At 65.8% G+C, this 22,100-nt stretch carries 24 protein-coding genes; 15 read left to right on the plus strand and 9 right to left on the minus strand.

Annotation, left to right across the window (positions count from 1 at the left end; translation table 11 throughout):
- Nucleotides 1-54: 54 nt before the first annotated feature.
- Nucleotides 55-1,332 (plus strand): aspartate aminotransferase family protein, encoded by a 1,278-nt coding sequence (locus IE126_RS10600; protein ID WP_108129029.1) that lies wholly within the window; start codon nt 55-57, stop codon nt 1,330-1,332.
- Nucleotides 1,329-2,291, plus strand: a complete 963-nt coding sequence (locus tag IE126_RS10605) for a phosphotransferase enzyme family protein (RefSeq protein ID WP_189380938.1) — start codon at nt 1,329-1,331, stop codon at nt 2,289-2,291. The genes IE126_RS10600 and IE126_RS10605 overlap by 4 nt, the downstream gene beginning before the upstream one ends.
- A gap of 158 nt (nt 2,292-2,449) precedes the next feature.
- Here the strand turns inward: IE126_RS10605 and IE126_RS10610 are convergent, their stop codons facing one another.
- Nucleotides 2,450-2,800 (minus strand): cupin domain-containing protein, encoded by a 351-nt coding sequence (locus IE126_RS10610; RefSeq protein ID WP_189380939.1) that lies wholly within the window; start codon nt 2,798-2,800, stop codon nt 2,450-2,452.
- 175 nt (nt 2,801-2,975) lie between these two features.
- Between IE126_RS10610 and panB the strand changes: the two genes are divergently transcribed.
- The 5 genes from panB (at nt 2,976) to IE126_RS10635 (ending at nt 7,986) form a co-directional block, all read left to right on the plus strand.
- Complete coding sequence (gene panB, locus IE126_RS10615; RefSeq protein ID WP_108128961.1) at nt 2,976-3,815, plus strand: 3-methyl-2-oxobutanoate hydroxymethyltransferase; 840 nt, start codon at nt 2,976-2,978, stop codon at nt 3,813-3,815.
- Nucleotides 3,812-4,651 carry a pantoate--beta-alanine ligase gene (gene panC / locus IE126_RS10620; RefSeq protein ID WP_189381044.1) on the plus strand — a complete coding sequence of 280 codons (840 nt, stop codon included), beginning with the start codon at nt 3,812-3,814 and terminating at the stop codon, nt 4,649-4,651. The genes panB and panC overlap by 4 nt, the downstream gene beginning before the upstream one ends.
- A 92-nt stretch (nt 4,652-4,743) precedes the next feature.
- A complete protein-coding gene (gene hemE, locus IE126_RS10625) occupies nt 4,744-5,787 on the plus strand; it encodes a uroporphyrinogen decarboxylase (RefSeq protein WP_189380940.1) in 1,044 nt (347 codons plus the stop codon).
- Nucleotides 5,788-5,791: 4 nt separating this feature from the next.
- Nucleotides 5,792-6,694, plus strand: coding sequence for a DMT family transporter (locus IE126_RS10630; RefSeq protein WP_189380941.1), 903 nt, complete (start codon nt 5,792-5,794; stop codon nt 6,692-6,694).
- 86 nt (nt 6,695-6,780) lie between these two features.
- Nucleotides 6,781-7,986 carry an aminotransferase-like domain-containing protein gene (locus IE126_RS10635; RefSeq protein ID WP_189380942.1) on the plus strand — a complete coding sequence of 402 codons (1,206 nt, stop codon included), beginning with the start codon at nt 6,781-6,783 and terminating at the stop codon, nt 7,984-7,986.
- Between the two features lie 32 nt (nt 7,987-8,018).
- Here IE126_RS10635 and IE126_RS10640 read toward each other — a convergent pair whose 3' ends face one another.
- Nucleotides 8,019-8,357 (minus strand): hypothetical protein, encoded by a 339-nt coding sequence (locus IE126_RS10640; protein ID WP_189380943.1) that lies wholly within the window; start codon nt 8,355-8,357, stop codon nt 8,019-8,021.
- Nucleotides 8,358-8,359: 2 nt separating this feature from the next.
- Nucleotides 8,360-9,220: an oxygen-dependent coproporphyrinogen oxidase gene (gene hemF, locus IE126_RS10645; RefSeq protein ID WP_189380944.1), complete on the minus strand. Its 861-nt coding sequence runs from the start codon at nt 9,218-9,220 to the stop codon at nt 8,360-8,362.
- A gap of 115 nt (nt 9,221-9,335) precedes the next feature.
- On the opposite strand from hemF, the gene IE126_RS10650 reads away from it, so the two are divergent.
- Nucleotides 9,336-9,725 carry a hypothetical protein gene (locus IE126_RS10650; RefSeq protein ID WP_189380945.1) on the plus strand — a complete coding sequence of 130 codons (390 nt, stop codon included), beginning with the start codon at nt 9,336-9,338 and terminating at the stop codon, nt 9,723-9,725.
- A 3-nt stretch (nt 9,726-9,728) separates the two neighbouring features.
- Here IE126_RS10650 and IE126_RS10655 read toward each other — a convergent pair whose 3' ends face one another.
- Genes IE126_RS10655 through clpS form a run of 3 tightly spaced genes read right to left on the minus strand, consistent with a single transcriptional unit; the run spans nt 9,729 to nt 11,884 of the window.
- Nucleotides 9,729-10,532 carry an SDR family NAD(P)-dependent oxidoreductase gene (locus tag IE126_RS10655; RefSeq protein ID WP_054302435.1) on the minus strand — a complete coding sequence of 268 codons (804 nt, stop codon included), beginning with the start codon at nt 10,530-10,532 and terminating at the stop codon, nt 9,729-9,731.
- A 19-nt stretch (nt 10,533-10,551) separates the two neighbouring features.
- Nucleotides 10,552-11,535 (minus strand): class I SAM-dependent methyltransferase, encoded by a 984-nt coding sequence (locus IE126_RS10660; protein WP_189380946.1) that lies wholly within the window; start codon nt 11,533-11,535, stop codon nt 10,552-10,554.
- 28 nt (nt 11,536-11,563) lie between these two features.
- On the minus strand, nt 11,564-11,884 hold the full coding sequence (gene clpS / locus IE126_RS10665; protein WP_054302611.1) for an ATP-dependent Clp protease adapter ClpS: 321 nt from the start codon (nt 11,882-11,884) through the stop codon (nt 11,564-11,566).
- A gap of 130 nt (nt 11,885-12,014) precedes the next feature.
- Between clpS and IE126_RS10670 the strand changes: the two genes are divergently transcribed.
- From IE126_RS10670 to IE126_RS10680, 3 genes are all read left to right on the plus strand, one after another.
- Nucleotides 12,015-12,719: an HAD family hydrolase gene (locus IE126_RS10670; RefSeq protein ID WP_054302433.1), complete on the plus strand. Its 705-nt coding sequence runs from the start codon at nt 12,015-12,017 to the stop codon at nt 12,717-12,719.
- A gap of 182 nt (nt 12,720-12,901) precedes the next feature.
- The gene (locus tag IE126_RS10675; RefSeq protein WP_082400851.1) at nt 12,902-14,554 is read left to right on the plus strand and encodes a D-alanyl-D-alanine carboxypeptidase family protein; all 1,653 of its coding nucleotides are present in this window, start codon (nt 12,902-12,904) and stop codon (nt 14,552-14,554) included.
- Between the two features lie 70 nt (nt 14,555-14,624).
- Complete coding sequence (locus IE126_RS10680; protein ID WP_054302432.1) at nt 14,625-15,302, plus strand: fumarylacetoacetate hydrolase family protein; 678 nt, start codon at nt 14,625-14,627, stop codon at nt 15,300-15,302.
- 76 nt (nt 15,303-15,378) lie between these two features.
- On the opposite strand, the gene IE126_RS10685 is transcribed toward IE126_RS10680, so the two are convergent.
- The 3 genes from IE126_RS10685 to IE126_RS10695 form a co-directional block, all read right to left on the minus strand.
- Complete coding sequence (locus tag IE126_RS10685) at nt 15,379-16,953, minus strand: 5-guanidino-2-oxopentanoate decarboxylase (protein ID WP_189380947.1); 1,575 nt, start codon at nt 16,951-16,953, stop codon at nt 15,379-15,381.
- An 84-nt stretch (nt 16,954-17,037) separates the two neighbouring features.
- The gene (locus IE126_RS10690) at nt 17,038-18,225 is read right to left on the minus strand and encodes a pyridoxal phosphate-dependent aminotransferase (protein ID WP_189380948.1); all 1,188 of its coding nucleotides are present in this window, start codon (nt 18,223-18,225) and stop codon (nt 17,038-17,040) included.
- Nucleotides 18,222-18,875 (minus strand): TetR/AcrR family transcriptional regulator, encoded by a 654-nt coding sequence (locus IE126_RS10695; RefSeq protein WP_189380949.1) that lies wholly within the window; start codon nt 18,873-18,875, stop codon nt 18,222-18,224. Before IE126_RS10695 ends, IE126_RS10690 begins: the two co-directional genes overlap by 4 nt.
- Nucleotides 18,876-18,948: 73 nt before the next feature.
- Between IE126_RS10695 and IE126_RS10700 the strand changes: the two genes are divergently transcribed.
- The 4 genes from IE126_RS10700 to IE126_RS10715 are packed head-to-tail and all read left to right on the plus strand — an operon-like array spanning nt 18,949 to nt 22,051.
- Nucleotides 18,949-19,728 carry an ABC transporter ATP-binding protein gene (locus IE126_RS10700; protein ID WP_189380950.1) on the plus strand — a complete coding sequence of 260 codons (780 nt, stop codon included), beginning with the start codon at nt 18,949-18,951 and terminating at the stop codon, nt 19,726-19,728.
- A 36-nt stretch (nt 19,729-19,764) separates the two neighbouring features.
- Entirely contained in the window at nt 19,765-20,535 is a 771-nt protein-coding gene (locus IE126_RS10705) for a transporter substrate-binding domain-containing protein (protein WP_082400850.1), read from the plus strand.
- Nucleotides 20,536-20,576: 41 nt separating this feature from the next.
- Nucleotides 20,577-21,284, plus strand: coding sequence for an ABC transporter permease (locus IE126_RS10710; protein WP_199750662.1), 708 nt, complete (start codon nt 20,577-20,579; stop codon nt 21,282-21,284).
- Nucleotides 21,281-22,051: an ABC transporter permease gene (locus tag IE126_RS10715; RefSeq protein ID WP_054302426.1), complete on the plus strand. Its 771-nt coding sequence runs from the start codon at nt 21,281-21,283 to the stop codon at nt 22,049-22,051. The genes IE126_RS10710 and IE126_RS10715 overlap by 4 nt, the downstream gene beginning before the upstream one ends.
- Nucleotides 22,052-22,100 lie beyond the last annotated feature (49 nt).

Below are 22,100 nucleotides of genomic sequence, written 5' to 3' on the forward strand. Positions count from 1 at the left end.
CGCCTGATCCAGTCAGTGCCCGCGCGCCCGAACCTGCCTGCGAAAGCCCATGCCATGACCGACCTTGTTGCCCGCCGCCGTGCCCTTCTCGGGCCGAATGTTTCGACCTTCTATGACGATCCGGTACATATCGTCCGGGGCGAGGGCGTCTGGATGTGGGATGCCGGGGGGCGCAAATACCTCGATTGCTATAACAACGTCCCCCATGTCGGCCATTGCAACCCGCGCGTGGTCGAGGCGATCTGCAAGCAGGCGGCCACGCTGAATACCCATACCCGCTATCTGCACGAAGGCATCCTCGATTATGTCGAGCGGCTGACCGCCACCTGTGAGGACCCCCTCGAAACAGCGATCCTGACCTGCACGGGGTCCGAAGCGAATGATATCGCGCTGCGTATGGCCGAGGCGATGACGGGCAAGCGCGGAATCGTCGCGACCGACGCCACCTATCACGGCAACACCACGCTGGTCAGCCACCTGTCGAAAAGCAATGTGCCGGAGGTGGGCTTTGGCCTTGGTCAGTATCTTCGCCATGTCGAGGCGCCTGACAGTTACCGTATTGCCGACCCGGACGGGCAGCGTTTCGCGGCGAAGGTGCAGGAGGCGATCGACGATCTGGAGCGGTCGGGCATCGGCTTTGCAGCCCTGATCGTCTGCCCGCTGTTCCTGAACGAAGGTTTCCCGACACAGGCCGAGGGCTGGCTGCGCCCGGCGGCAGAGGCAGTGCGCCGCGCCGGGGGCCTGCTGATCTGCGACGAGGTGCAATCCGGCTTTGGCCGCTCGGGCAGCCATTTCTGGGCGCATCAACGCCAGGGGGTGACGCCCGATGTGGTGACCATGGGCAAGCCGATGGGCAATGGCCATCCGGTCGCGGGTCTGGTGACGACGGCCGAGATCATGGCGCGTTTCCGCAAGTCCTTCCGCTATTTCAACACATTCGGTGGAAATCCCGTCAGCTGCGCGGCTGCCATGGCGGTGCTGGACGAATTGCAGGAGCGTAACCTTCAGGCCAATGCGGCGCGGATCGGCCAGCTTGCACAGCAAAGGCTCGTCGAGCTGGCGGGCAGGCATCCTGTCATCGGCGATGTGCGCCAGTCGGGAATGGTCTTTGGTGCGGAATTCGTGCTGGACCGGCAGGAAAGAACCCCGGCGGCGGCTTATGCCGATCTTGTTGTGAACAAGATGCGTCAGCGGGGCATCATCCTGTCGAAGCTCGGTCGCCACAAGAACACGCTGAAAATCCGGCCGCCCATGCCCTTCGGCGCGGAACATCTGGATCTGCTGATGACCACGCTGGACGAGGTGCTGACCGAAACGCCGGTGATAGCATGACCGATCGCGTCAGCGAGGCCCTCGCACTTTGGGGCTTGCAGGAAGCGGATTGCGTCTTTGTCGCCGGGCGCGAAAACCAAGTGTATCGCATCACCACACCGGCAGCGCGGTATGCACTGCGGATCAAGCGCCCCGGCTACCGCGATGAAGTCGAACTCCGGTCAGAGCTTGACTGGCTGAACGCGATGGACAGGGCAGGGCTCAGCGTGCCCGCACCGCTGCCCTCGCGGTCCGGTCGCCTGCTGGAACGGGCCGGGGAAGGGTTCGCGGATGTGGTGACCTGGCTTCCGGGGACCCCCTTGGGCAAAAGCCGCATTCCGCTGGATCTGCCCGACCGGCCCGGAACCTTCCGCGCGCTCGGGGCCGAGATTGCCCGGCTCCATCTGGCCTGTGATGCCTGGCAGGTGCCGCCGGGCTTTCGCCGCTGCCACTGGGATTTCGACGGGCTTCTGGGCGATGCGCCAGTCTGGGGCAGGTTCTGGGAAAACCCGACGCTGGATGACCAGACGCGGGCCATCTTTCATGCCTTCCGCGCAGTTGCGCGGCAGTGCCTGTCTGCGGCCGCGCCCGAATTTGGCCTGATCCACGCCGATCTCGTGCGCGAGAATGTCCTTCTCGATGGTCCGGTCGTGCGGATGATTGACTTCGATGACGGGGGCTATGGTTTCCGCCAGTTCGATCTGGCGACGGTGCTGCTCAAGACGCTGGGCGAACCCGATTATCCCGCGCTCAAAGACGCGTTGCTGGCAGGTTACCTTGCCCGAAAGCCCCTGGATCTTGGGCTGATCGACCTGTTCATCGCGCTGAGGGCGGCAACCTATGTCGGCTGGATCGTCCCACGGATGCAGGAACCCGGAGGCGCGGATCGAAACACTCGTTTTATCGACGAGGCGCGGGTGCTTTGTTCGGCCTGTCTGCGGGACCACAACGCGTTTCCGGTATCGGCAGACCTGACCTGAGATGCGCCGGTCCGGCGCCGGAACCGCGGATGTCATGGCACTGCCCTGCGGGGCGGTTCAAATCCCTTGTGCAACCGACCGAAGTGGGCGTTGCCTCCGCATCGGAAACAAGTGGCCTTCCGTGACAAGGACGGGCCTTACGGCCCGCCCTTCGCCTGTTACGGCATGACGATCACATAATCCTTCAGTGTGGTTTCCACGCATTCCCAGGTGCCCTCGAACCCCGGACGGATCAGCCAGCGGTCACCGGCGCGCAGCGTGATGGCCTTGCCTTCGGTGTCGGTCAGGATCGAAACGCCTTCGTGGATATAAACGTATTCCCATTCCTCGTAGGACACTTTCCACTTGCCCGGCGTGGTCTGCCACATGCCGCTGTAGATGCCTTCGTCCTCACGCTCTTCCATACTCCAGGTCGTGTGGACGGGATCGCCCGCCAGCACGATTTCGGCGTCCGGGCGCTCGGTTTCGGGGGTGATGTCGGTGCGGTCGAATTTGAACAGGTGGTTCATGGATGTCCTCTGACGGGTCTTTGCGCAATTGGTGGCCCCGTCATTGGCCTCGCGTCATGTGCTTTGGTCAAGCCGGATTTCTGCTGCGGCGCGGCGGGCATGTTTCGCTGGCGCGGCACAGGGGCGGCGGCTATACAGGGGGTCAACGTTCCTCTTGAGGGAGAGCAAGAGAGACATGAGCGCATCAAGCCCTCTGCGCCCGGTACTGCCTGCCGACATCCAGTCGCGCAAGGGGGGCACGCCCCTCGTGGTGCTGACCGCCTATACGACGCCCATGGCGCGAATCGTCGACCGTCACTGCGATGTGGCGCTGGTTGGGGATTCCCTCGGCATGGTGCTGCATGGCCTGCCATCGACCATCGGTGTCACGATGGACATGATGATCCTGCATGGCAGGGCAGTGGTGCGCGGCCTGACCAAGGCCATGGCGGTGATCGACATGCCCTTCGGATCGTATGAGGAAAGCCCGCAGCAGGCGTTCCGCAATGCGGCGCGGCTGATCGCGGAAACCGGCGCCCCGGCAGTGAAGCTGGAGGGCGGGCAGCACATGGCGGAAACCATCGCCTTCCTGACGTCGCGCGGCGTGCCGGTGATGGCGCATATCGGGCTGACACCGCAGGCGGTAAACACGCTGGGCGGCTACAAGGTGGTGGGCCGGGACGCCGAGGCCGAGAAGGTCATGGCGGATGCGGTGGCGGTGCAGGAGGCCGGTGCTTTCTCGGTCGTGCTGGAAAAGGTGCCCGAGGGGCTTGCGTCGCGCATCACTCAGCGGCTGACCATCCCGACCATCGGCATCGGCGCTGGGGTGCGCTGTGACGGGCAGGTGCTGGTGGTCGACGACATGCTGGGCATGTTCACCGATTTCCGCCCGAAATTCGTGAAGCGTTTTGCCAATTTCGGTGAAACCGCCGACGAGGCGGTGGCCGCCTATGCCGCCGAAGTGCGCGACCGGGCCTTTCCGGGGCCGGAGCACGCCTTCGCCGATGTTCTGCCGGCCAAGGGGGCGCAAGGCTGATGCAAATTCTCAGGACTGTCGCCGAGTTGCGGACACGGGTGCGCGGCTGGAAGGCCGATGGCCGTCAGGTCGGCGTGGTGCCCACGATGGGCGCGCTGCATGAAGGGCATCTGAGCCTCGTGCGGGCGGCGAAACGCGGCTGTGATCGGGTGATCGTCACGGTTTTCGTGAACCCGACCCAGTTCAACAACCCCGAGGATCTGGCGAAATACCCCCGGACCGAGGCTGCCGACGCCGCCCTTCTGGCCGAGGAAGGTGTGGACGTGTTGTTCGCGCCCGGCCCGGATGAGGTGTATCCGGCGGGCTTTGCCTCGCAGGTCATCGTCAATGGTGTCAGCGCCCCGCTGGAAGGCGAACGCCGCCCCGGCCATTTCGAGGGGGTGGCGACTGTTGTCACCAAGCTTTTCGGCATGACGCAGGCGGATCGCGCCTATTTCGGCCAGAAGGACTGGCAGCAGTTGCAGGTGGTCAAGCGGCTGGTTGCCGACCTGAACATTTCGGTCGAGGTGGTGGGCTGCGAAACCATCCGCGAGCCTGATGGTCTGGCTATGTCGTCGCGCAATGTGCGGCTGGATCCCCTCAGCCGGGCGCAGGCGCCTGCGCTGCATCGTATCCTCCAGAAAACCGCGCAGGCCCTGCGGGGCGGGGCCGAGGTCGCGCCGGTTCTGGCGCAGGCGGTGGCTGATCTGCGGCTCGCCGGGTTTTCGGACGTGGATTATCTGGAACTGCGCACGGCGGCGATGCTGGAGCCCGCGACATCGGTCGCGCAACCCGCGCGGCTTCTGGTGGCGGCGACCATCGGTGATGTCCGGCTGATCGACAATATCCCGGTCTGACGGTTCGCCGGGCCGAAAGGGGCGGCACCCTGCCGCGCTTGACTTCGCCCGCCTGCCGGGCAAGTCAGGGGCAACTGGAAAGGACGCCCGAGATGACCGAAGCCAAGACCGACAAGCTGATCCTGCGGGCCCTCAGGGGCGAGGTGCTGCCGGTGCCGCCGGTGTGGATGATGCGGCAGGCCGGGCGCTATCTGCCGGAATATCGTGCGACACGGGCTGAGGCGGGGGATTTCCTGTCGCTGTGCTATAACCCGGAACTCGCCGCCGAGGTCACGCTGCAACCCATTCGCCGCTATGGCTTTGACGCGGCGATCCTGTTCGCCGACATCCTGCTGATCTGTCAGGCACTGGGCGCCGATCTGTGGTTCGAAACCGGCGAGGGGCCACGCCTGTCCACCATCACCACGGGGGCGGAGCTTGCGGCGCTGAAACCCGCATCGGCCATCCATGACCGGCTGTCGCCGGTCTATGAAACCGTGCGGCGTCTGTCGCGCGACCTGCCGCGCGAAACCACGCTGATCGGCTTCGCCGGTGCACCCTGGACGGTGGCGACCTACATGATTGCCGGGCGCGGCACCAGGGATCAGGGTCCGGCCCATGCGCTGAAGGCGGCGGATCGCGCGACCTTTCAGGGCCTGATCGACCTGATCACCGAAGCGACCATCGACTATCTGTCGGAACAGGTGAAGGCCGGGGCCGAAGTGGTGAAGCTGTTCGACAGCTGGGCGGGCAGCCTGAAGGACGACGATTTCACCGACTTCGCGGTGAAGCCCGCCGCACGGATCATCGCAGAACTGAAATCGCGCCACCCCGGCCTGCCGATCATCGCTTTCCCGCGCGAGGCGGGCGAGGGCTATATCGGTTTCGCCCGCGCCACCGGCGCCGATTGCGTGGCGCTGGACAACTCTGTCACCCCGGAATGGGGGGCCGCGCATGTGCAGGTCGATGGCTGTGTGCAGGGCAACCTCGCCCCCGGCCATATGGTGACGGGTGGCGAGGCGCTGGTGCGCGAAACCCGCCATGTGGTCGAGGCCTTCCGCAATGGCCCGCATATCTTCAACCTCGGCCATGGCATCACCCCTGATGCCGACCCCGAGAATGTGCGGCTGATGATCGACACCATTCGCGGGGCATAAGGCGATGGCCCTGCCGCTTTGGGCCTGGGCCGGTCTGGCGGCGGCGCTGGCACAGACCGGGCGCAATGCCGCGCAGTCGGGGCTGACCGCGCGTCTGGGCACTCTGGGCGCGACCAATGTCCGCTTCCTGTTCGGTCTGCCCTTTGCCGCGCTGTTCCTGTGGCTCGCGCTCATGTGGTCGGGCGAGCCGTTGCCCGCACTGACCCTGCGTACCATCGGCTTTACGGCCATGGGATCGCTGGCACAGATCGCCGCAACCGCGCTGATGTTGCAGGTGATGCGGACCCAGGGCTTCGGCATTACGACCGCCTGGCTGAAGGTTGAACCTGTTCTGGTCGCGCTGGTTGGCTGGGCGATGCTGGGCGACCCGCTGACCGCGCCGATGCTGGGCGCCATCGGTGTCGCGGTGGTGGGGGTGTTGATCCTGACGCTGAAGCCCGGCGCGGGCCGCGCCATGCTGACGGGCCTTGGCCCCGCCGCGATGGGTCTGCTGGCGGGGTTGGCTTTCGGTATGGCGGCCATCGGCTTTCGTGGTGGGATCACCGCGCTGCCAGAGGGCGGCTTTCTGGCGCGCTCGCTGACAACGCTGGTGCTGTCACTCGCGATCCAGACCGGCGTGCTGGGCCTGTGGCTGGCGCTGCGCGACCGCCCGGCGCTGGCGGGCAGCCTGCGCGAGTGGCTGCCTTCGCTAGCGGCGGGATTTCTGGGCGCGCTGGCCTCGGCCTTCTGGTTCATCGCCTTCTCGCTGACTTCGGCTGCCAATGTGCGGACGCTGGCGCTGGCCGAAGTGGTCTTTGCTCTGGCTGTCGCGCGCTTCGCCTTCCGCCAGCGCGTCACACCGCGCCAGATGGCGGGTATCGGCGTGCTGCTTTTGGGGGTTGCCTTGCTGATGCGGGTCTCGCCCTGAAACATGATCACAATTCAGGTCAGCCTTGTTGACTTGTATGCCGGTCAGGCGCACCCTCCGCCCCGAATCGCGTCAGGGAGGATGACATGCAGTGGAGCGACGTGCTGGCGACCCGCAGCACGAGAATGAAGGCGTCGGAAATCCGGGAACTGCTGAAGTTGCTGGACCAGCCCGACATCATTTCCTTCGCCGGCGGGATTCCCGATCCGGCCCTGTTCCCGGCTGATGCCTTCGCCCGCGCCTTTGCCGATGTCATGGCCGACAGTCAGGCCGCAGCCGCGCTGCAATATTCGGTATCGGAAGGCTACAAGCCGCTGCGCGACTGGATCGCGGCCGAAATGGGCAAGATCGGCGTGCCCTGCACGGCCGAGAACATTCTCATCACCTCGGGCTCGCAACAGGCGCTGGATTACCTGGGCAAACTGATGCTGTCACCCGGTGACACTGCAATGGTTACCTGGCCCACCTATCTGGGCGCGCTGGGGGCTTTCAACGCCTATGAGCCGCGGTATGTGCGGCTGGACCCCGGCTCCAACGCCGATCCCGAGGCGCAGAAGGCCGAGGCCCGCGAGGCTGGCGGGGCTCTGAAATTCGCCTATCTTTCCGCTGATTTCTGCAACCCGACCGGCGAGACGCTGACCCGCGCCGCGCGCGAGGCACTGCTGGATCAGGCAGCAGCGCTGGGCGTCGCGGTGATCGAGGACGGCGCCTATCAGTTCCTGCGCTACGATGGCGAACCGATCCCGCCGATCCTTGCACTGGATATCGAGCGCTCCGGCGGGATCGAAAATACCCGCACGATCTATTGCGGCTCTTTCTCCAAGACGCTGGCGCCGGGTCTGCGCGTGGGCTGGGTCTGTGGCGCGCGCGAGGTAATCTCGCGGCTGGTACTGATGAAACAGGCGGCCGACCTGCATTCAGCGACGATGAGCCAGATCGTCACGGATCGCGTGGCACGCGAACTCTTTGACAGCCATGTCGCCAGACTGCGCGCCACCTATGGCGCACGGCGTGACCGGATGCTGGCGGCGCTGGATCGCGAGATGCCGGAAGGCGTGCGCTTCACCCGGCCCGAAGGCGGCATGTTCATCTGGCTGACGCTGCCCGAAGGCATGGACGGCGCCGACCTGCTGGCCCGTGCCATCGCGGAAGAGCGTGTGGCCTTCGTGCCCGGCGGCGCTTTCCACGCGGACGGGTCAAACCGCAATACGCTGCGGCTGTCGTTTTCTTGTGCGAAGGAAGAGAAAATCGACGAGGGCATCGCCCGCCTCGGCCGTCTTTTGCGCGGCTGACGGGGCGCGGGGGGCAGACAGCCCCCTTTGCTTCACAGGCCGGGAACCCCCATGCCACGCAGGCGGTTCAGCGCCGGTTCAGCGTCTTCGCAATTCTTCAGACGGATCGTCACTGCGCTGGCATAGCCGAAGCGCCCGGCGGATGTCGGGCGCAGGGTCAGCGCCAGGCCGTCCGGGCCAAGGCTGGCGGTTTCGATGGCATCCTCGGCGCCGAAATCTTCGTCATTCACCTCGAACCAGAGCGCGCCGCCGGTCTTGGGCTGACGGAACAGCGCATAGCTTTCGTCACGCGCATCGACGAAGCCCACGAAGATCAGCCCGTCCTCTTCCGCCACGGTCGCATAAGCCGCTTTCACCACAATGCCGGTCATGTTCAATACCACTTCGCGACGGGGGGCAGGCTCATCAGAACGGCATCGGCGTTGTGTCCGGTCTCCAGCCCGAATTTGGTGCCGCGATCATAGACGAGGTTGTATTCGGCATAGAGACCGCGGTGGCGGAGTTGGGTTTCGCGGTCGTCCGCGCTGGAAGGCGTGCCGAGGCGGCGTTCCGTCACCGGCAGGAAGGCGGGCAGGAAGGTGGCACCCACTGCGCGGGTGAAGGCGAAATCAGCCTCCCAGTCGCCGGTATTCAGATCGTCATAGAAGATGCCGCCGACCCCGCGCGCCCGGCCCCGGTGGGGGATGAAGAAATACTCGTCGGCCCAGGCCCTGAAACGCGGGTAATAGCCCGCGTCATGCGCATCGCAGGCGGCTTGCAGGGCGGCGTGGAAATGCGCGGTGTCTTCGGCATATTCGATGCAGGGGTTCAGATCGGCACCACCGCCAAACCACCAGGCATGGGGCGTCCAGAACATCCGGGTGTTCATGTGGACCGCCGGGGTGTGCGGGTTCTGCATATGGGCCACGAGGCTGATGCCGCTGGCCCAGAAGCGCGGATCTTCCGCCATGCCGGGCACACCACGCGCCGCCATGGCCTTTTGCGCGCGCGCGCCAAGGCTGCCATGGACGGTGGAGATATTGACGCCGACCTTTTCAAAGACCGTGCCGCCGCGCATCACGCTCATCAACCCGCCGCCGCCGCTGTCGCGGGTGGTGGGGGTGACCTCGAACCGGCCCGCCGCATCGCCGCCAAAGCGGGTTTCCAGCGCCTCGAAGGCGGTCACGATCTCGTCGCGCAGGCTGCGGAACCAGTCTGCCGCGCGTGTCTTGCGGGTTTCGAAATCCTCGGTCATCGGCTGCTCTCCGCTGCGGTCGGCCCCTTCCTATCAACTTCGTCCGCAGGCTGCCAGAATCGGATTTCCCGTGCGGGCGGGCGCTGATAGGCTGGCGCAAAGAGTGGAGTGCGTGATGAAACGTCTGCTGATCCTGCTGCCGCTGCTGGCGGCTTGTGGCACGCCGCAAGAGCAATGCATCCGCCAGGTCACCCGCGATCAGCGCGTGGTGGAGCGGCTGATCACCGAAACCGAAGAGAATTTGCGCCGTGGCTATGCCATTGAAACCTACGTCACGACGGTGACGCGCTGGCGGCCCTGTGGGCCGGGTGGCGTGGACGAGAAGGGCAAGCCCGCACCACCGCAGATGTGTCTGGATGATATCGACGTGACGCGCACGCGGCCGAAAGCCATTGATCTGGATGCCGAAGCGGTGAAGCTGCGGCAGCTTCGGACGAAGCGCGATGCGCTTGTCAGGCAGAGCAGCAGTTCGGTCGCGGCCTGCAAGGCACAGTATCCCGAATAGGGATCAGTGGGCGGGGGCTGTTACCGCATCGACGAGGCTGCGCCCGCCATCCACCGTCAGCACCTGCCCGGTCATGAAGCCGGAGGCATCGGAGGCGAGGTACTGCACCGTTTCCGCCAGTTCGCTGGCGGCGGCAATGCGACCCATGGGCGTGCCCGCGGTGATCGCCTCCCGGTAGTCGGGGGTATCTTTCAGGGCGGCCTGAAGGCTCGCGCTCATCACCGAACCGAAGGCGACCGCATTCACCCGGATACCTTTGGGGGCGAGGGCCACCGCCATCGAGCGGGTCATCTGGTCCAGCGCGGCGCAGGCGACGGAATAGCCCAGAAGCTCGGGCCGGGTATGCTGCGCGGCGATGGACGAGATGTTGATGATCGACCCCGCCGGGCCACCGCCATTGCGTTCGGCCTGAAGGATCATGCGCTTGGCCGTCAGCTGCGTCAGGCGCAGGCTGGGGAACAGGTTCTGTTCCAGCATCGGTTCGACCGCGTCGTCGTCGATGCAAAGCGGGTCCGACAGGCTGATCTGGCGGCTTGCATTCACGAGGATGTCCACCCGTTCGAAGGCATCCATGGTGGCGGACAGCAGGTTGGTGATGGCTAGCTTCTGCCGCAGATCGCCCGCGAACATGCGTACCGGGCCTTCGCCCCGTGCTTCGTCACCGACCTCGGCCTCCAGCCGGGCTTCGTCCATGTCGGCGAAGATCACATTGGCGCCCTTGTCAACAAAGTGGCGGGCGATGGCGCGGCCGATGCCGTTGGCGGCGCCGGTAACGATGGCGGTCTTGCCTTGAATGGAAAGCGACATGAGGAGGAGCCCTTTCTGCCTAGCGGCGGCTGGGATAGGAGGCGCGGACAAGCCGGAATGCGCCGTCGCCGCCGATCTCCTCCACCTCTCGGAACGCCGCACGCAGGGCGGGATCATAGGGGAGATGACGGTTGGCGACCAGCCAGAGCGTGCCATCGGGGGCAAGCATCTTTGCCGCAGCCTTGAGGAAGGCGAGGCCGAGACCGGGATCGGCCTCGCGCCCGGTATGGAAGGGCGGGTTGCAGACCACGGCGCCCGCCAGATGCGGGACCTGCCAGAGCCGTGCATCGGCCCAGTGGAAATGCGCGCGCGGGTCGGGGATATTCAGACGTGCGCAGTCGAGCGCGGTGTGATCGGCCTCGACCAGATGCAGTTCCTTTACACCGTCGCGGGTAAGGACCGCGCGGGACAGGTAGCCCCAGCCAGCACCCAGATCGACCACGCGCGAGGGAAATTTGGCGGGCAGCACCCCGGCCAGCAGGATCGAGCCACGATCCGGCCCGTCGGCGGAAAACACGCCGGGCAGGGTGGTGAAGCCGTCAACCTGCTGCGGGCGGGCGGACCAGTCCGACAGATCCGGGCCGGAAGGGAAGGCGGCGATCTTGCCATGCGCCTTGGCGAGCGCTTCGCCCAGATCCACGCGGGCGCGCAGGTCTTTCAGCAGCGTGTCAATGCCATCGGTCTTTTGCCCGTCCAGAATTACAAGGGCCCCGGGCGGCAGATGAGCGCAGGCAGTGGCGACCAGCGCGCGGGCTTCGGCCCGTGCGCGCGGCACGCAGATCAGCGCGGTTGTATAATCGCCCTCCGGCGCGGTGGCACAGGCATAGCCCAGCCCGGTGAAATGATCATGGTCCGGGCGGAAGCCGGTGATGATCTGCACGCGGGCCTTCGGCAGCGCCGACAGGTCGTCGCCCGCGCGCGGGCGGAAGACAGCGATGCGCCCCTCGGGCGGCAGGGCAATGGCGCCGGTATCCAGCGCAAGCTCAAGACGGGTGGAACGCATGGGCGGCCCCTTGGGGCCTTGTCCTCTCTTATTCCTTCTCCATCGTGCATTGCAGCGGATGCTGATGCCGACGCGAGAAATCCATCACTTGCGCAACCTTGGTTTCGGCCACTTCGAAGGAGAACACGCCAACCACGGCGAGGCCCTTCTTGTGAACCGTCAGCATGATCTCGAACGCCTGTGCATGATTGAGGCCGAAGAAGCGTTCAAGGATATGCACCACGAATTCCATCGGCGTGTAATCGTCATTCAGCAGCAGCACCTTGTACATGGGTGGCCGCTGGGTGCGGGTCTTTGCCTTCGTCAGGATCGAGGCTTCCGATCCGGGCCCGTCGTCTTTGTCGGACATGAAAAAGGGGCGCAGGGTCAAGGGTCGCTCCGGCAGGTTCGGCGGATTCGTGATATCGGTAGATTATAGCGCAAAGCGGCGGCGCGAAAAGGGGCTGGCGAATCCGTGACCCGGCGCTACTTTCGCGGCCATGGAAAAACTGACGCTTATCGGCTTCGATGCCGACGACACGCTCTGGCAGAACGAGACCTTCTTCCGGCTGACGCAGGACAGGTTCGAGTCTTTGCTGGCGGATCACGCCGCCGCCGATCATCTGCACGAACGGCTGCTGGCGGCAGAGCGGCGCAATGTCGGCCAGTATGGTTTCGGGGTGAAAGGCTTCACGCTTTCGATGATCGAAACCGCCATCGAGGTGACCGAGGGCCGGGTGCCCGCCTCGGTCATTGCCGAGCTGATCGCGGCGGGGCGCGAGATGCTGTCCCATCCGATCGAGCTTCTGCCCCATGCGCGCGAGGCGGTGACGGCAGCGGCCGGGGCAGGGTTCCGCGTCATGCTGATCACCAAGGGGGATCTGATGGATCAGGAGCGCAAGCTGGCGCAGTCAGGGCTGGGGGATCTGTTCGACGCGGTGGAGATCGTGTCGGACAAGACGGCATCGGTCTATACGCGGCTGTTTGCCCGCCATGGCGTGCGCCCCGAGGCGGCGATGATGGTTGGAAACTCGCTGAAATCCGACGTTCTGCCGGTGATCGAAACCGGCGGCTGGGGGGTGCATGTGCCCCACGGCCTGACCTGGGCGCTGGAGCGCGCCGATCCGCCGACCGGCCACGCGCGTTTTCGCGAATTGTCCGATCTTTCGGCACTGCCGGGGCTTCTGGATCAGCTTTCGTCATAATGTGGTGGTGGCGTTCCATGGCGCCCACCACATATCGCTATGGCTTCTGAACAACGCCGCAAAAGTGGTTGAATTTCCGGGGTTTCCGGCGCCGATACCCTGTGTTAGCCTTCGTCAAAAGCCCCGGACTACACGGGGCAGACGATACCGAGGCAGATAACAATAAGGCGAGGGGCAGGGACGTGGCTTCACGACTTGGGCAGTTCGTTCGCAACTTCACCCTGATGGCGGTTTTCATTGTGGTCGCGGCCTGTTCCGCAACCCGACCGACACCGTCTGGCGCGGCGCCCTACGCCGCCTATGTGATGGATGCGCGCACCGGCGAGACTCTTTACCAGACCAACGCGGATACGCGGCTGCATCCGGCTTCGCTGACCAAGATGATGACACTGTACATCGCCTTCGAGGCGGTGGAGCGCGGCGAAATCAGCCTCGACAGCATGGTCACCATCTCGAAACATGCGGCGAACGAGCCGCCCTCGCGCCTTGGCCTGAAGCCGGGGCAGAAGATCGCCCTGCGCCATCTGATTCGCGCCGCCGCCATCAAATCGGCCAATGACGCGGCTACGGCCATTGGCGAGGCGGTCGGCGGATCGGAGGCGAATTTCGCCAAGCGGATGAACCGCACCGCCAAGGCGATCGGCATGACCAACACCACCTTCCAGAACGCCAACGGCCTGACGCGGTCGGGCCACTTGTCGACCGCACATGACATGTCGGTGCTGGGGCGGCGGCTGTTCTACGATTTCCCGCAATATTACAACATTTTCTCGCGGCGCGAGACGGATGCTGGTGTGCGGGACGTGCTGTCGACCAACCGCAGGTTCCTTGACAGCTACAAGGGGGCCGATGGCATCAAGACCGGCTTCACCAATGCGGCAGGGTTCAACCTGACCGCTTCGGCGGAGCGCAATGGCGTGCGGATCATCGCAACCGTGTTCGGCGGCACTTCGACTGCGCAGCGTAATGCCAAGATGTCGGAACTGCTGGACCTTGGCTTTGCCAAGGCGCGTCCGGGGGCCAAGGTGCAACCGCCGGCGCCGCCGGTCTACCAGCAGCCCGAAGCGCCGGCGGCCCCGGCAGAGGATATGCTGGTGGCCGATGCCTCGGGCGGAAGGGTTGTCGGGGCGAAGACCGTGCGTGTCAGCACGACGCTGGCGAAATCGCCGGTGCCGCGGGCCCGTCCGGGGGCTGCGCCGGTCGCGATGGTGGCACAGGTTGAAACGCTGCCGGAGGCCCGGCCCGATCCGGCGGTCGAGGCTGCAGTGGATGCGGTGGCGGAACGGATCGCTGCCGAAGTGGCCGTGGCCGCCATGCAGGACAGCATTGCCGATGCGCTGGCTGCGGCCGGGGCGGAAACCACGGAGGTCGCCATTGCCGAGGCTGATACCGGCCTGCCGGAAATCACCGATGGCAGCGTGATGACTCTGGCGGCGGCGGTTGCCGTGCCGCAGGCGGCTGCGCCAAAGGCGAAGCCCGCGCATGTGCCGACCGTGATTCACACCGCCACGCCCATGGCGGGCGAAGCGGCAGAGCAGGTGGCCAGCGCCCGTGTGACGCCGACACCGACCGAGGTGGTGACCCGCATCTCGACTTCGGGCGGGCGGCACTGGGGTGTGAACATCGGTCGCTTTGCCAGCCGGGGCGCGGCAGAACGCGCCCTGATGCAGACCATGCTGTCGGAGGGCGCCACGCTGAACGAGGGGCTGCGCAAGATCGTGCAGAAACCCACAGGCTTTGACGCCAATTTCATGGGCCTGAGCCAGAAACAGGCGGAGCTTGCCTGTCTTCGGCTTCAGGCGCGCGGCACGCAGTGCTTCACCCTCGGGCCGTAAGGCCGCGGCTGATCTTGCGGATCGGATCGCCTCCGGGCAGGTTTGACACCTGACCCGGAGGTTTTGTTTCATGGACTACGTCTTCCCGCCCGCGCCTGTGCCCAGCCTGCCCGTTCAGGGTATGGCTGCGCGTTTCCCCGTGCGCCGCATCTTCTGCGTCGGGCGCAACTATGCCGAACACGCGCGCGAAATGGGGCATGACCCGGACCGCGAACCGCCGTTCTTCTTTACCAAGCCTGCCGACGCGCTGGTGCAGGACGGGATGCAGATCGCTTATCCGCCCGCGACGGCGGATCTGCACCACGAGGCGGAACTGGTGGTTGCCATTCGCAAGGGTGGTGCGGGGATTGCCATGGCGCAGGCGCTCGATCATGTGTTCGGCTATGCGGCAGGCAATGACCTGACGCGCCGCGACATGCAGGCCGCGGCCAAGGCGGCGCGGCGACCCTGGGATATGTCGAAGGGCTTTGATGCCTCGGCGGTGGTCGGCACCATTGTGCCGGGGCAGGCGGTGCCGGAGGGCGCGATTCGCTGCCTTGTTGCGGGGGGCGTGCGGCAGGAGGCAGCGCTGGCGGACATGATCTGGCCGGTCGCGGATGTCATTGCGCATCTGTCGGGGCTGGTTCGGCTGGAGCCGGGCGATCTCATCATGACCGGCACACCTGCCGGGGTTGGCGCGATTGCGCGGGGCGAAACCTGTGTGGTGCAGATAGATGGCCTGCCGCAGGCTGTGGTGACGGTGATCTGAAACCGGGAGCCTTTGCCGGGGGCATCGCCCCCCCGGCCAAGGCATTGCCATGGAAGACGGCCTCCGGTCGCCGGGATCAGGCGACGCGAATTTCGATCAGGCGCGGTCCGGTGCAAGGTTGTTGCAAGGCTTTGGCGAGTTCGGCCGGGGTGTTGGCGACGCTCTGGAACGGCAGGTCGCAGGCGGCTGCGAAAGGCTCCATCCGCAGGGGGGAGGGGGTGCAGCCGATGACCTCTGCCCCGGCGCCGGTCATCGCCTCGGCGATTTCGCGGAAACCTGCATTGTTCCAGACGAGGAAGGTGACGGGCAGCTTTTCGTCCACGGCGGCGCGCAGTTCACCGGGCGAGAATTGCAACCCGCCATCACCGATCAGGCAGATGACTGACGTACCGGGGGCGGCAAGCGCGGCGCCGATGGCGGCGCCGGGGCCAAAGCCCAGGGCGCCATAGCCGGTGGCGGCATTGAACCAGCCACCCGCGCGGTCATGGTCGTAATAAAGGTTCCCGGCATAGACCGGCTGCGTGCTGTCGCCGACCACGATGGAACCGGGCACGGCTTCACGCAGGGCTTCCAGCATGGCAAGCTGATGCGGCATGTCGGGATGCAGCCTTGCCAGTTCGGCTCTTGCCGCATCACGGGTGGCACCGGCCCGCCCGGCGCCATCGCCCCTGCGCGGCGGGATGGCGGCGGCGAGTTCGGCCAGCGTTGTGGTGGCGTCGGCGGCGAGGGTCAGGCTGGCAGGGTGCCGGGCGAGCTGGTCGGGGCAGAGGTCAATGCGGATCATGGCGGAAAGGTCCGGCAGGCCGCCACGCACATACATGTCATAATCGGTGGGACCAAGCTCGGTGCCGACGGCCAGCACCAGATCCGCCCCGGCGACCAGCGCTCGGGTGGCGTCGAGCGAGGGGGAGGCGGGTACGGTCAGGGCATGGCCATGCATCAATCCGCGGGCATTGGTGGTCTGCACCACCGGAGCGTCCAGCGCCTCGGCCAGCGCGCGCAACGGCGCTTCGGCCCGCCGGGCGCCGCCACCGGCAAGGATGACCGGGGTTGTGGCGGCGGAAAGGCGGGTGATGGCGAGGGCCAGCGCCTCGGGCTCCGGTGACAGCGGGCGCGCGGCAGGAACCGGGCGCGGCGCTGTGGCGGGCAGCGGCATCACATCGGTTGGCACTTCGATATGCACCGGGCCGAGCCGGCCCGAGGTCAGAGCGGCGAAGGCGCGGTCGAGCACGGGCTCCACCATCTCGGGCGCAGTGATCTGGAAGCTGGGGCAGAGTGTGCGCACCATCCCGGCCTGATCCGGCAGTTCGTGCAGCAGGCCATAGCCGCCACCAAGGCTTGCGCGCCGGTTCACGCCGGAGATCACAAGGATCGGCACCGAATCGGCCCGTGCCTGTGCCATGGCGGTCAGCGCATTGGTCAGGCCGGGGCCGGTGATGACGAAGGCCACGCCGGGCTTGCCTGAGACGCGGGCATAGCCATCCGCCATGAAGGCGGCGCCCTGTTCGTGGCGGGGCGTGACATGGCGGATGCCGGAACCGGCAAGACCACGGTAAAGCTCGATCGTATGGACGCCGGGGATGCCGAAGACCAAATCGACGCCGCGCTGTTTCAGGCCTTGAACAAGCGCCTGTCCGGTGGAAAGAGGCATGATCTGCTCCGTTTGCTGCGGGGAGGGGCGCTGCCCCCTCGCGCCTTCGGCGCTCACCCCCGGGATATTTGGACCAAGGTGAAATCAGGCGGCGTCGGCGCGGAAGCGCGCCGCATGGCGGGCGATGCGGGTGCAGCCTTCAGCGATAGCGGCGTCGGGTTGGGTGAGCGCGAGGCGCAGCCAGCCGGAAAGCGCGGCGCCGAAGCTTTCGCCCGGCATGACTGCGACATGTTCGGCATCGAGCAGGCTTTGCGCGAAGGCCTCGCCTGAAAGGCCGGTGGCGCGCACGTCGACCAGGGCGAACATGCCCGCATCGGGGCGATGGACGCGCAGGCCCGCAGTGCCATGCAGCTTGTCGTGGATCATGGTGGCTCGGGCCGCGAAACGCGCAGCCATGCCGGGGGCAACCGGCGAGGGATGGCTGACTGCCTGAGTTGTCATGTCTGCAATGAAGGGCTGATTGCCGAAGAGCATGGTTTCCGACAGCGGCAGCAGGCGGGCGCAGAACTCGGCAGGGCCGACGCACCAGCCCGAACGGAAGCCGGGCGCCGCGTGGGATTTGGAAATCGAGGCGCAGGCGATGCTGCGGTCTGCCAGTTCGACCAGATCGAGCGGCGAGGTGAAGTGAACGCCTTCGAACACCAGATCCTCATAGACCTCGTCCGAGACGATCCACAGGTCATGGGCGCGGGCAATATCGCCGATGGCAGCGATGTCCTCGCGCGTCAGCACCGCGCCGGTGGGGTTGTGCGGGGTGTTGAGAAAGATCGCGCGCGCGTCCGGGGTAACGGCGGCCGCGACATCGGCCGGATCGAGCCGGAAACCGCGTTCGGGGCGCAGCGTCACCGGAACCGGCGTGGCGCCTGTGGCGCGGATCAGCCCTTCGTAGGTCGCATACATCGGGTCGCCAACGATGACTTCAGCCCCTGCCTCGGCGATGGCCATGAAGACGGCGTAGAGCGTGGTCTGGGTGCCCGGGAAGCACATCACCTGTTCCGGGCCGATGTGCCGCCTGCGCCGGATGGAATAGCGCGCGGCCAGCGCCCGCAGCAGCCCTGGCTCGCCCTGGCCATTGGAATAGCCGGTGCGCCCCGACAGCATGGCGCGCGCGGCGGTTTCCATCAGCTCGGGCGGACAGGGCACATCCGGTTCGCCAATGGTGAATTCCAGCACGGCGGTGCCTTCGGCTTTCATCCGGCGGGCGCGGGCGTGGATTTCCCATTTCGCGCCGCCCAGATCGGCGAGGCGTTCGGTGACGGAGGCGTATTTCATGGCGTTTCCTCTGGCAGGGCGGGGGGCAGGCTGGCGGCAAGGTCGAGACCAAGAATGGCGCCGACAGCTTCCAGCCCGATATGTTCGAGTTCGCCGGGCGCAAAAGCCTCCGGCAGGGCGCAGCCTTCCAGCCACAGCCCGTCGATCACGCCGTTGCAGGCGATGGCGAGTGTGCGCAGCCGGGCAGGATCGTTGTGCCCCGGCAGGGCGGCGATGAGTTCCTGCAGCAGGTCGCGATAGCCCAGATAGGTTTCGGCGTGAATCGCGGCCATCGCGGGATCGGAGCGCACCTGATGCAGAAACCCGGCCCAAAGGCCCATGCTGCGCGGATCGACCACCGGCGGGCGCAGCGCGGCGGCGACGAAGGCGGCCAGCCGGGCCATGGGATCGGCTGGCGCGGCCTCCAGCACCGCGGCATTTTCGCTGCTCATCCGGTGCATCAGCGCGCGATAGGCTTCGCGGGTCAGTTCCTCTTTCGTCTGGAAATAGTGACGAATCAGGCCGGGCGTAACGCCTGCCCGTTCGGCAATGGCGCGGACAGTCGCGGCCGAAGGGCCGCCCTCGGATATCAGGTCCAGTGCTGCGGAAACCAGCGCATCGCGCCGCCGCTCCTCACCCTCCCGTCTGAACTTGCGCCGTTCGCCTTGCATGGGCACCTCAATTATACACTTGCATAATTACAGGGATCGGGGCTTACTGCAATCACCCAGTGACGGAGTTCCGATGACGCGACCAGATGGCGATGTCCCCCGGCCCGAGGCAATCCGCATCGAAGGATTGCACAAATCCTTCGGCCAGCTTGAGGTGCTGAAAGGGGTCTCGCTAGCGGCGCGCGAAGGCGATGTGGTGGCGGTGATCGGCGGTTCCGGTTCCGGGAAGTCGACCATGCTGCGCTGCATCAACTTTCTGGAAACGCCAAGCGCGGGCAAGATCATCATCGGCAATGAAGCTGTGGCGATGCGTCCAGATGGCAGCCCCGCTGACCGCAAGCAGATCGAACGGCTGCGCCAGAGCCTTGGCATGGTTTTCCAGCAATTCAACCTTTGGTCTCACCGGACGATTCTTGAAAACCTGATCGAGGTTCCGGTGCATGTGCTGGGTGTGCCGAAGGCCGAGGCGATTGCCCGCGCCGAACGCCTGCTGGCGCGCGTCGGGCTTTCGGCGAAGGCCAACGTCTATCCGGCTTTCCTGTCGGGCGGACAGCAGCAGCGCGCCGCAATCGCCCGCGCCCTGTGCATGGAGCCGCGTGCCATGCTGTTTGACGAACCAACTTCGGCGCTGGACCCGGAACTGGTGGGCGAGGTTCTGGCAGTGATCCGCGATCTGGCCGCCGAAGGGCGCACCATGATCCTCGTCACGCATGAGATGAAATTCGCGCGCGAGGTCGCCAGCCATGTCGTCTTCCTGCACAACGGTCTGATCGAGGAGGAAGGCCCGCCTGAACAGCTGTTCGGCGCGCCGCGTTCCGAAAGATTGCAGCAATTCCTGAAAAGCGTGGCCTGAAGAGCCGCCAAATTATCCAACAGAAGGGGTAACAAGATGAAAAAACTCGCGCTGACGCTGACGGCGGTGCTGATGATGGGCGGGGCTGCCATGGCCGCGCCGGTGAAGGTAGGCATCGCCGCCGAACCCTATCCGCCGTTCGCCTCGCCCGATGCCTCGGGCAAGTGGGTCGGCTGGGAGGTCGACATGATCGGTGCAGTCTGCAAGGCGGCCGAAATGGAATGCGAGATCGTGCCGGTGGCCTGGGACGGCATCATTCCCGCGCTGACTGCCGGTCAAATCGACGCCATCATGGCCTCTATGTCGATCACCGAAGAACGGATGAAGACCATCGACTTCTCGAACAAGTATTACAACACCCCGACCGTGATCGTCGGGCCGAAGGCCGATGCGATGACCGCCGATGCCGAGGGGCTGAAAGGCAAGATCCTCGGCGTGCAGGTCTCGACCATCCACGAGGCGTATGCGCAGAAACACTTCAAGGACGCGGTGGCCGAGATCAAGGTGTACCAGACCCAGGATGAGGCCAATCAGGATCTGGTCGCGGGCCGGATCGACGCCACGCAGGCCGATAGCATTGCGCTGGACGATTTCCTGAAATCCGAGGCAGGGGCGGCCTGCTGCGAGGTCAAGGGCGCGGTGGCGGATGACCCGGATGTTCTGGGCCTTGGCGTCGGCGTCGGTCTGCGCAAGGGCGACGAAGAGCTGAAGGCCAAGTTCAACGCCGGGATCGCCAAGGTGCTGGAGGATGGCACCTATGAGGAAATCTCCAAACCCTACTTCAGCTCGTCGATCTACGGCGGCTGATGGCCGTGACGGCGCTGGTCGGGGCCGCAGGCGCGGCTTCCATGTTTGAACTTCTGCAACTTTCGCCTCCCGGTTGGGGGGCGAACCTGCTGCGTGGCTTGTGGAATTCGATCCTTATCGCCTGTGGGGCCTTCGGGCTTGGCATCGGGATCGGCACGCTGGGTGCCTTTGGGAAGCTTTACGGCGGGCCGGTGCTGCGCGACCTGCTGGCGGTCTACACGACCGTCGTGCGGGCGGTGCCGGAACTGGTGCTGATCCTCATACTTTACTATGCGGTTACCGATGCGGTGAACCAGACGCTGCTCGCCTTTGGCTATGACCGGATCCAGATTTCCGGCCTTGCTGCCGGGATTGCCGTTCTGGGCGTGGTGCAGGGCGCCTATGCGACCGAGGTTCTGCGCGGCGCTATTCAGGCGGTGCCCGCGGGACAGATCGAGGCCGCCCGCGCCATGGGCATGCCACCCGGTCTGCTGGCCCGGCGCGTGACCCTGCCCCTGATGCTTTCGAACGCGCTGCCGGGGCTGGCGAACCTGTGGCTGGTGGCCACCAAGGACACCGCGCTGCTGGCGGTTGTGGGCTTTGGCGAACTGACGCAGGAAACCCGGCAGGCAGCCGGTGCGACGAAAGCCTATTTCACCTTCTTCATGGCGGCGGGGGTGCTGTACCTGATCCTCTCCATCGGCTCGGGCTGGCTGTTCGCCCGGCTGGAACGCCGTGCCCGCCGTGGCCAGCCGGAGCTGCACGGATGAGGGCATTCTGGAAACCGCATCGCATCGTCATGGCGCTGATCGCGCTGGTGATTGTCGTCTGGTCGGTGCTGAACCTGCGCTGGGACTGGGTGCCAAACTATCTGGGCCTTGCGGCGCAGGGCATCTGGCGCACGATCTGGCTGCTGGCGGCCTCCATCGTGCTGGGTATGGCGCTGGCCATCCCGCTGGGGCTGGCGCAGGCGGTGGGGCCGCGCATCCTCGCCTGGCCTGCCCGCACCTTCTGCACGGTGATCCGGGGCACGCCGCTTCTGCTGCAACTCTGGCTGCTTTATTATGGCCTGGGGTCGCTGTTCCCGACGATCCCCTGGATCCGGCAAAGCGAGTTCTGGCCGATCCTGCGCCAGGCCTGGCCCTATGGCTTGCTGGCCCTGACGCTCAGCTTTGCAGGGTATGAGGGCGAGGTGATGCGCGGCGCCTTCAAGGGCGTGCCGAAGGGGCAGCTGGAGGCCGCGCGTGCCATGGGTATGCCGCGCCTGACCATCCTGCGCCGGATCTGGCTGCCGCAGGCACTGCACCGCGCGCTGCCGACGCTCGGCGGCGAGACGGTACTGCAACTGAAGGCGACCCCGCTGGTTGCCACCATCACCGTGGTTGATATCTATGCCGTCGCGAGCCGGGTCCGGCAGGACACCTTCATCACCTATGAACCGCTGCTCTTGCTCGCGGTGGTCTATATGGCGATCACCGGCATCATCGTGCTGGGCTTCCGCTGGTTCGAGGGGCGCATCCCGTCGCGTGTGGCCTGAAGCAGATGGCAGACGCCCCTCTGCAACGGCTTGACCGGCGCCGTGCCGG

Source organism: Gemmobacter nanjingensis (genome assembly GCF_014652195.1).
In the GTDB taxonomy this organism is placed as follows: domain Bacteria; phylum Pseudomonadota; class Alphaproteobacteria; order Rhodobacterales; family Rhodobacteraceae; genus Gemmobacter; species Gemmobacter caeni.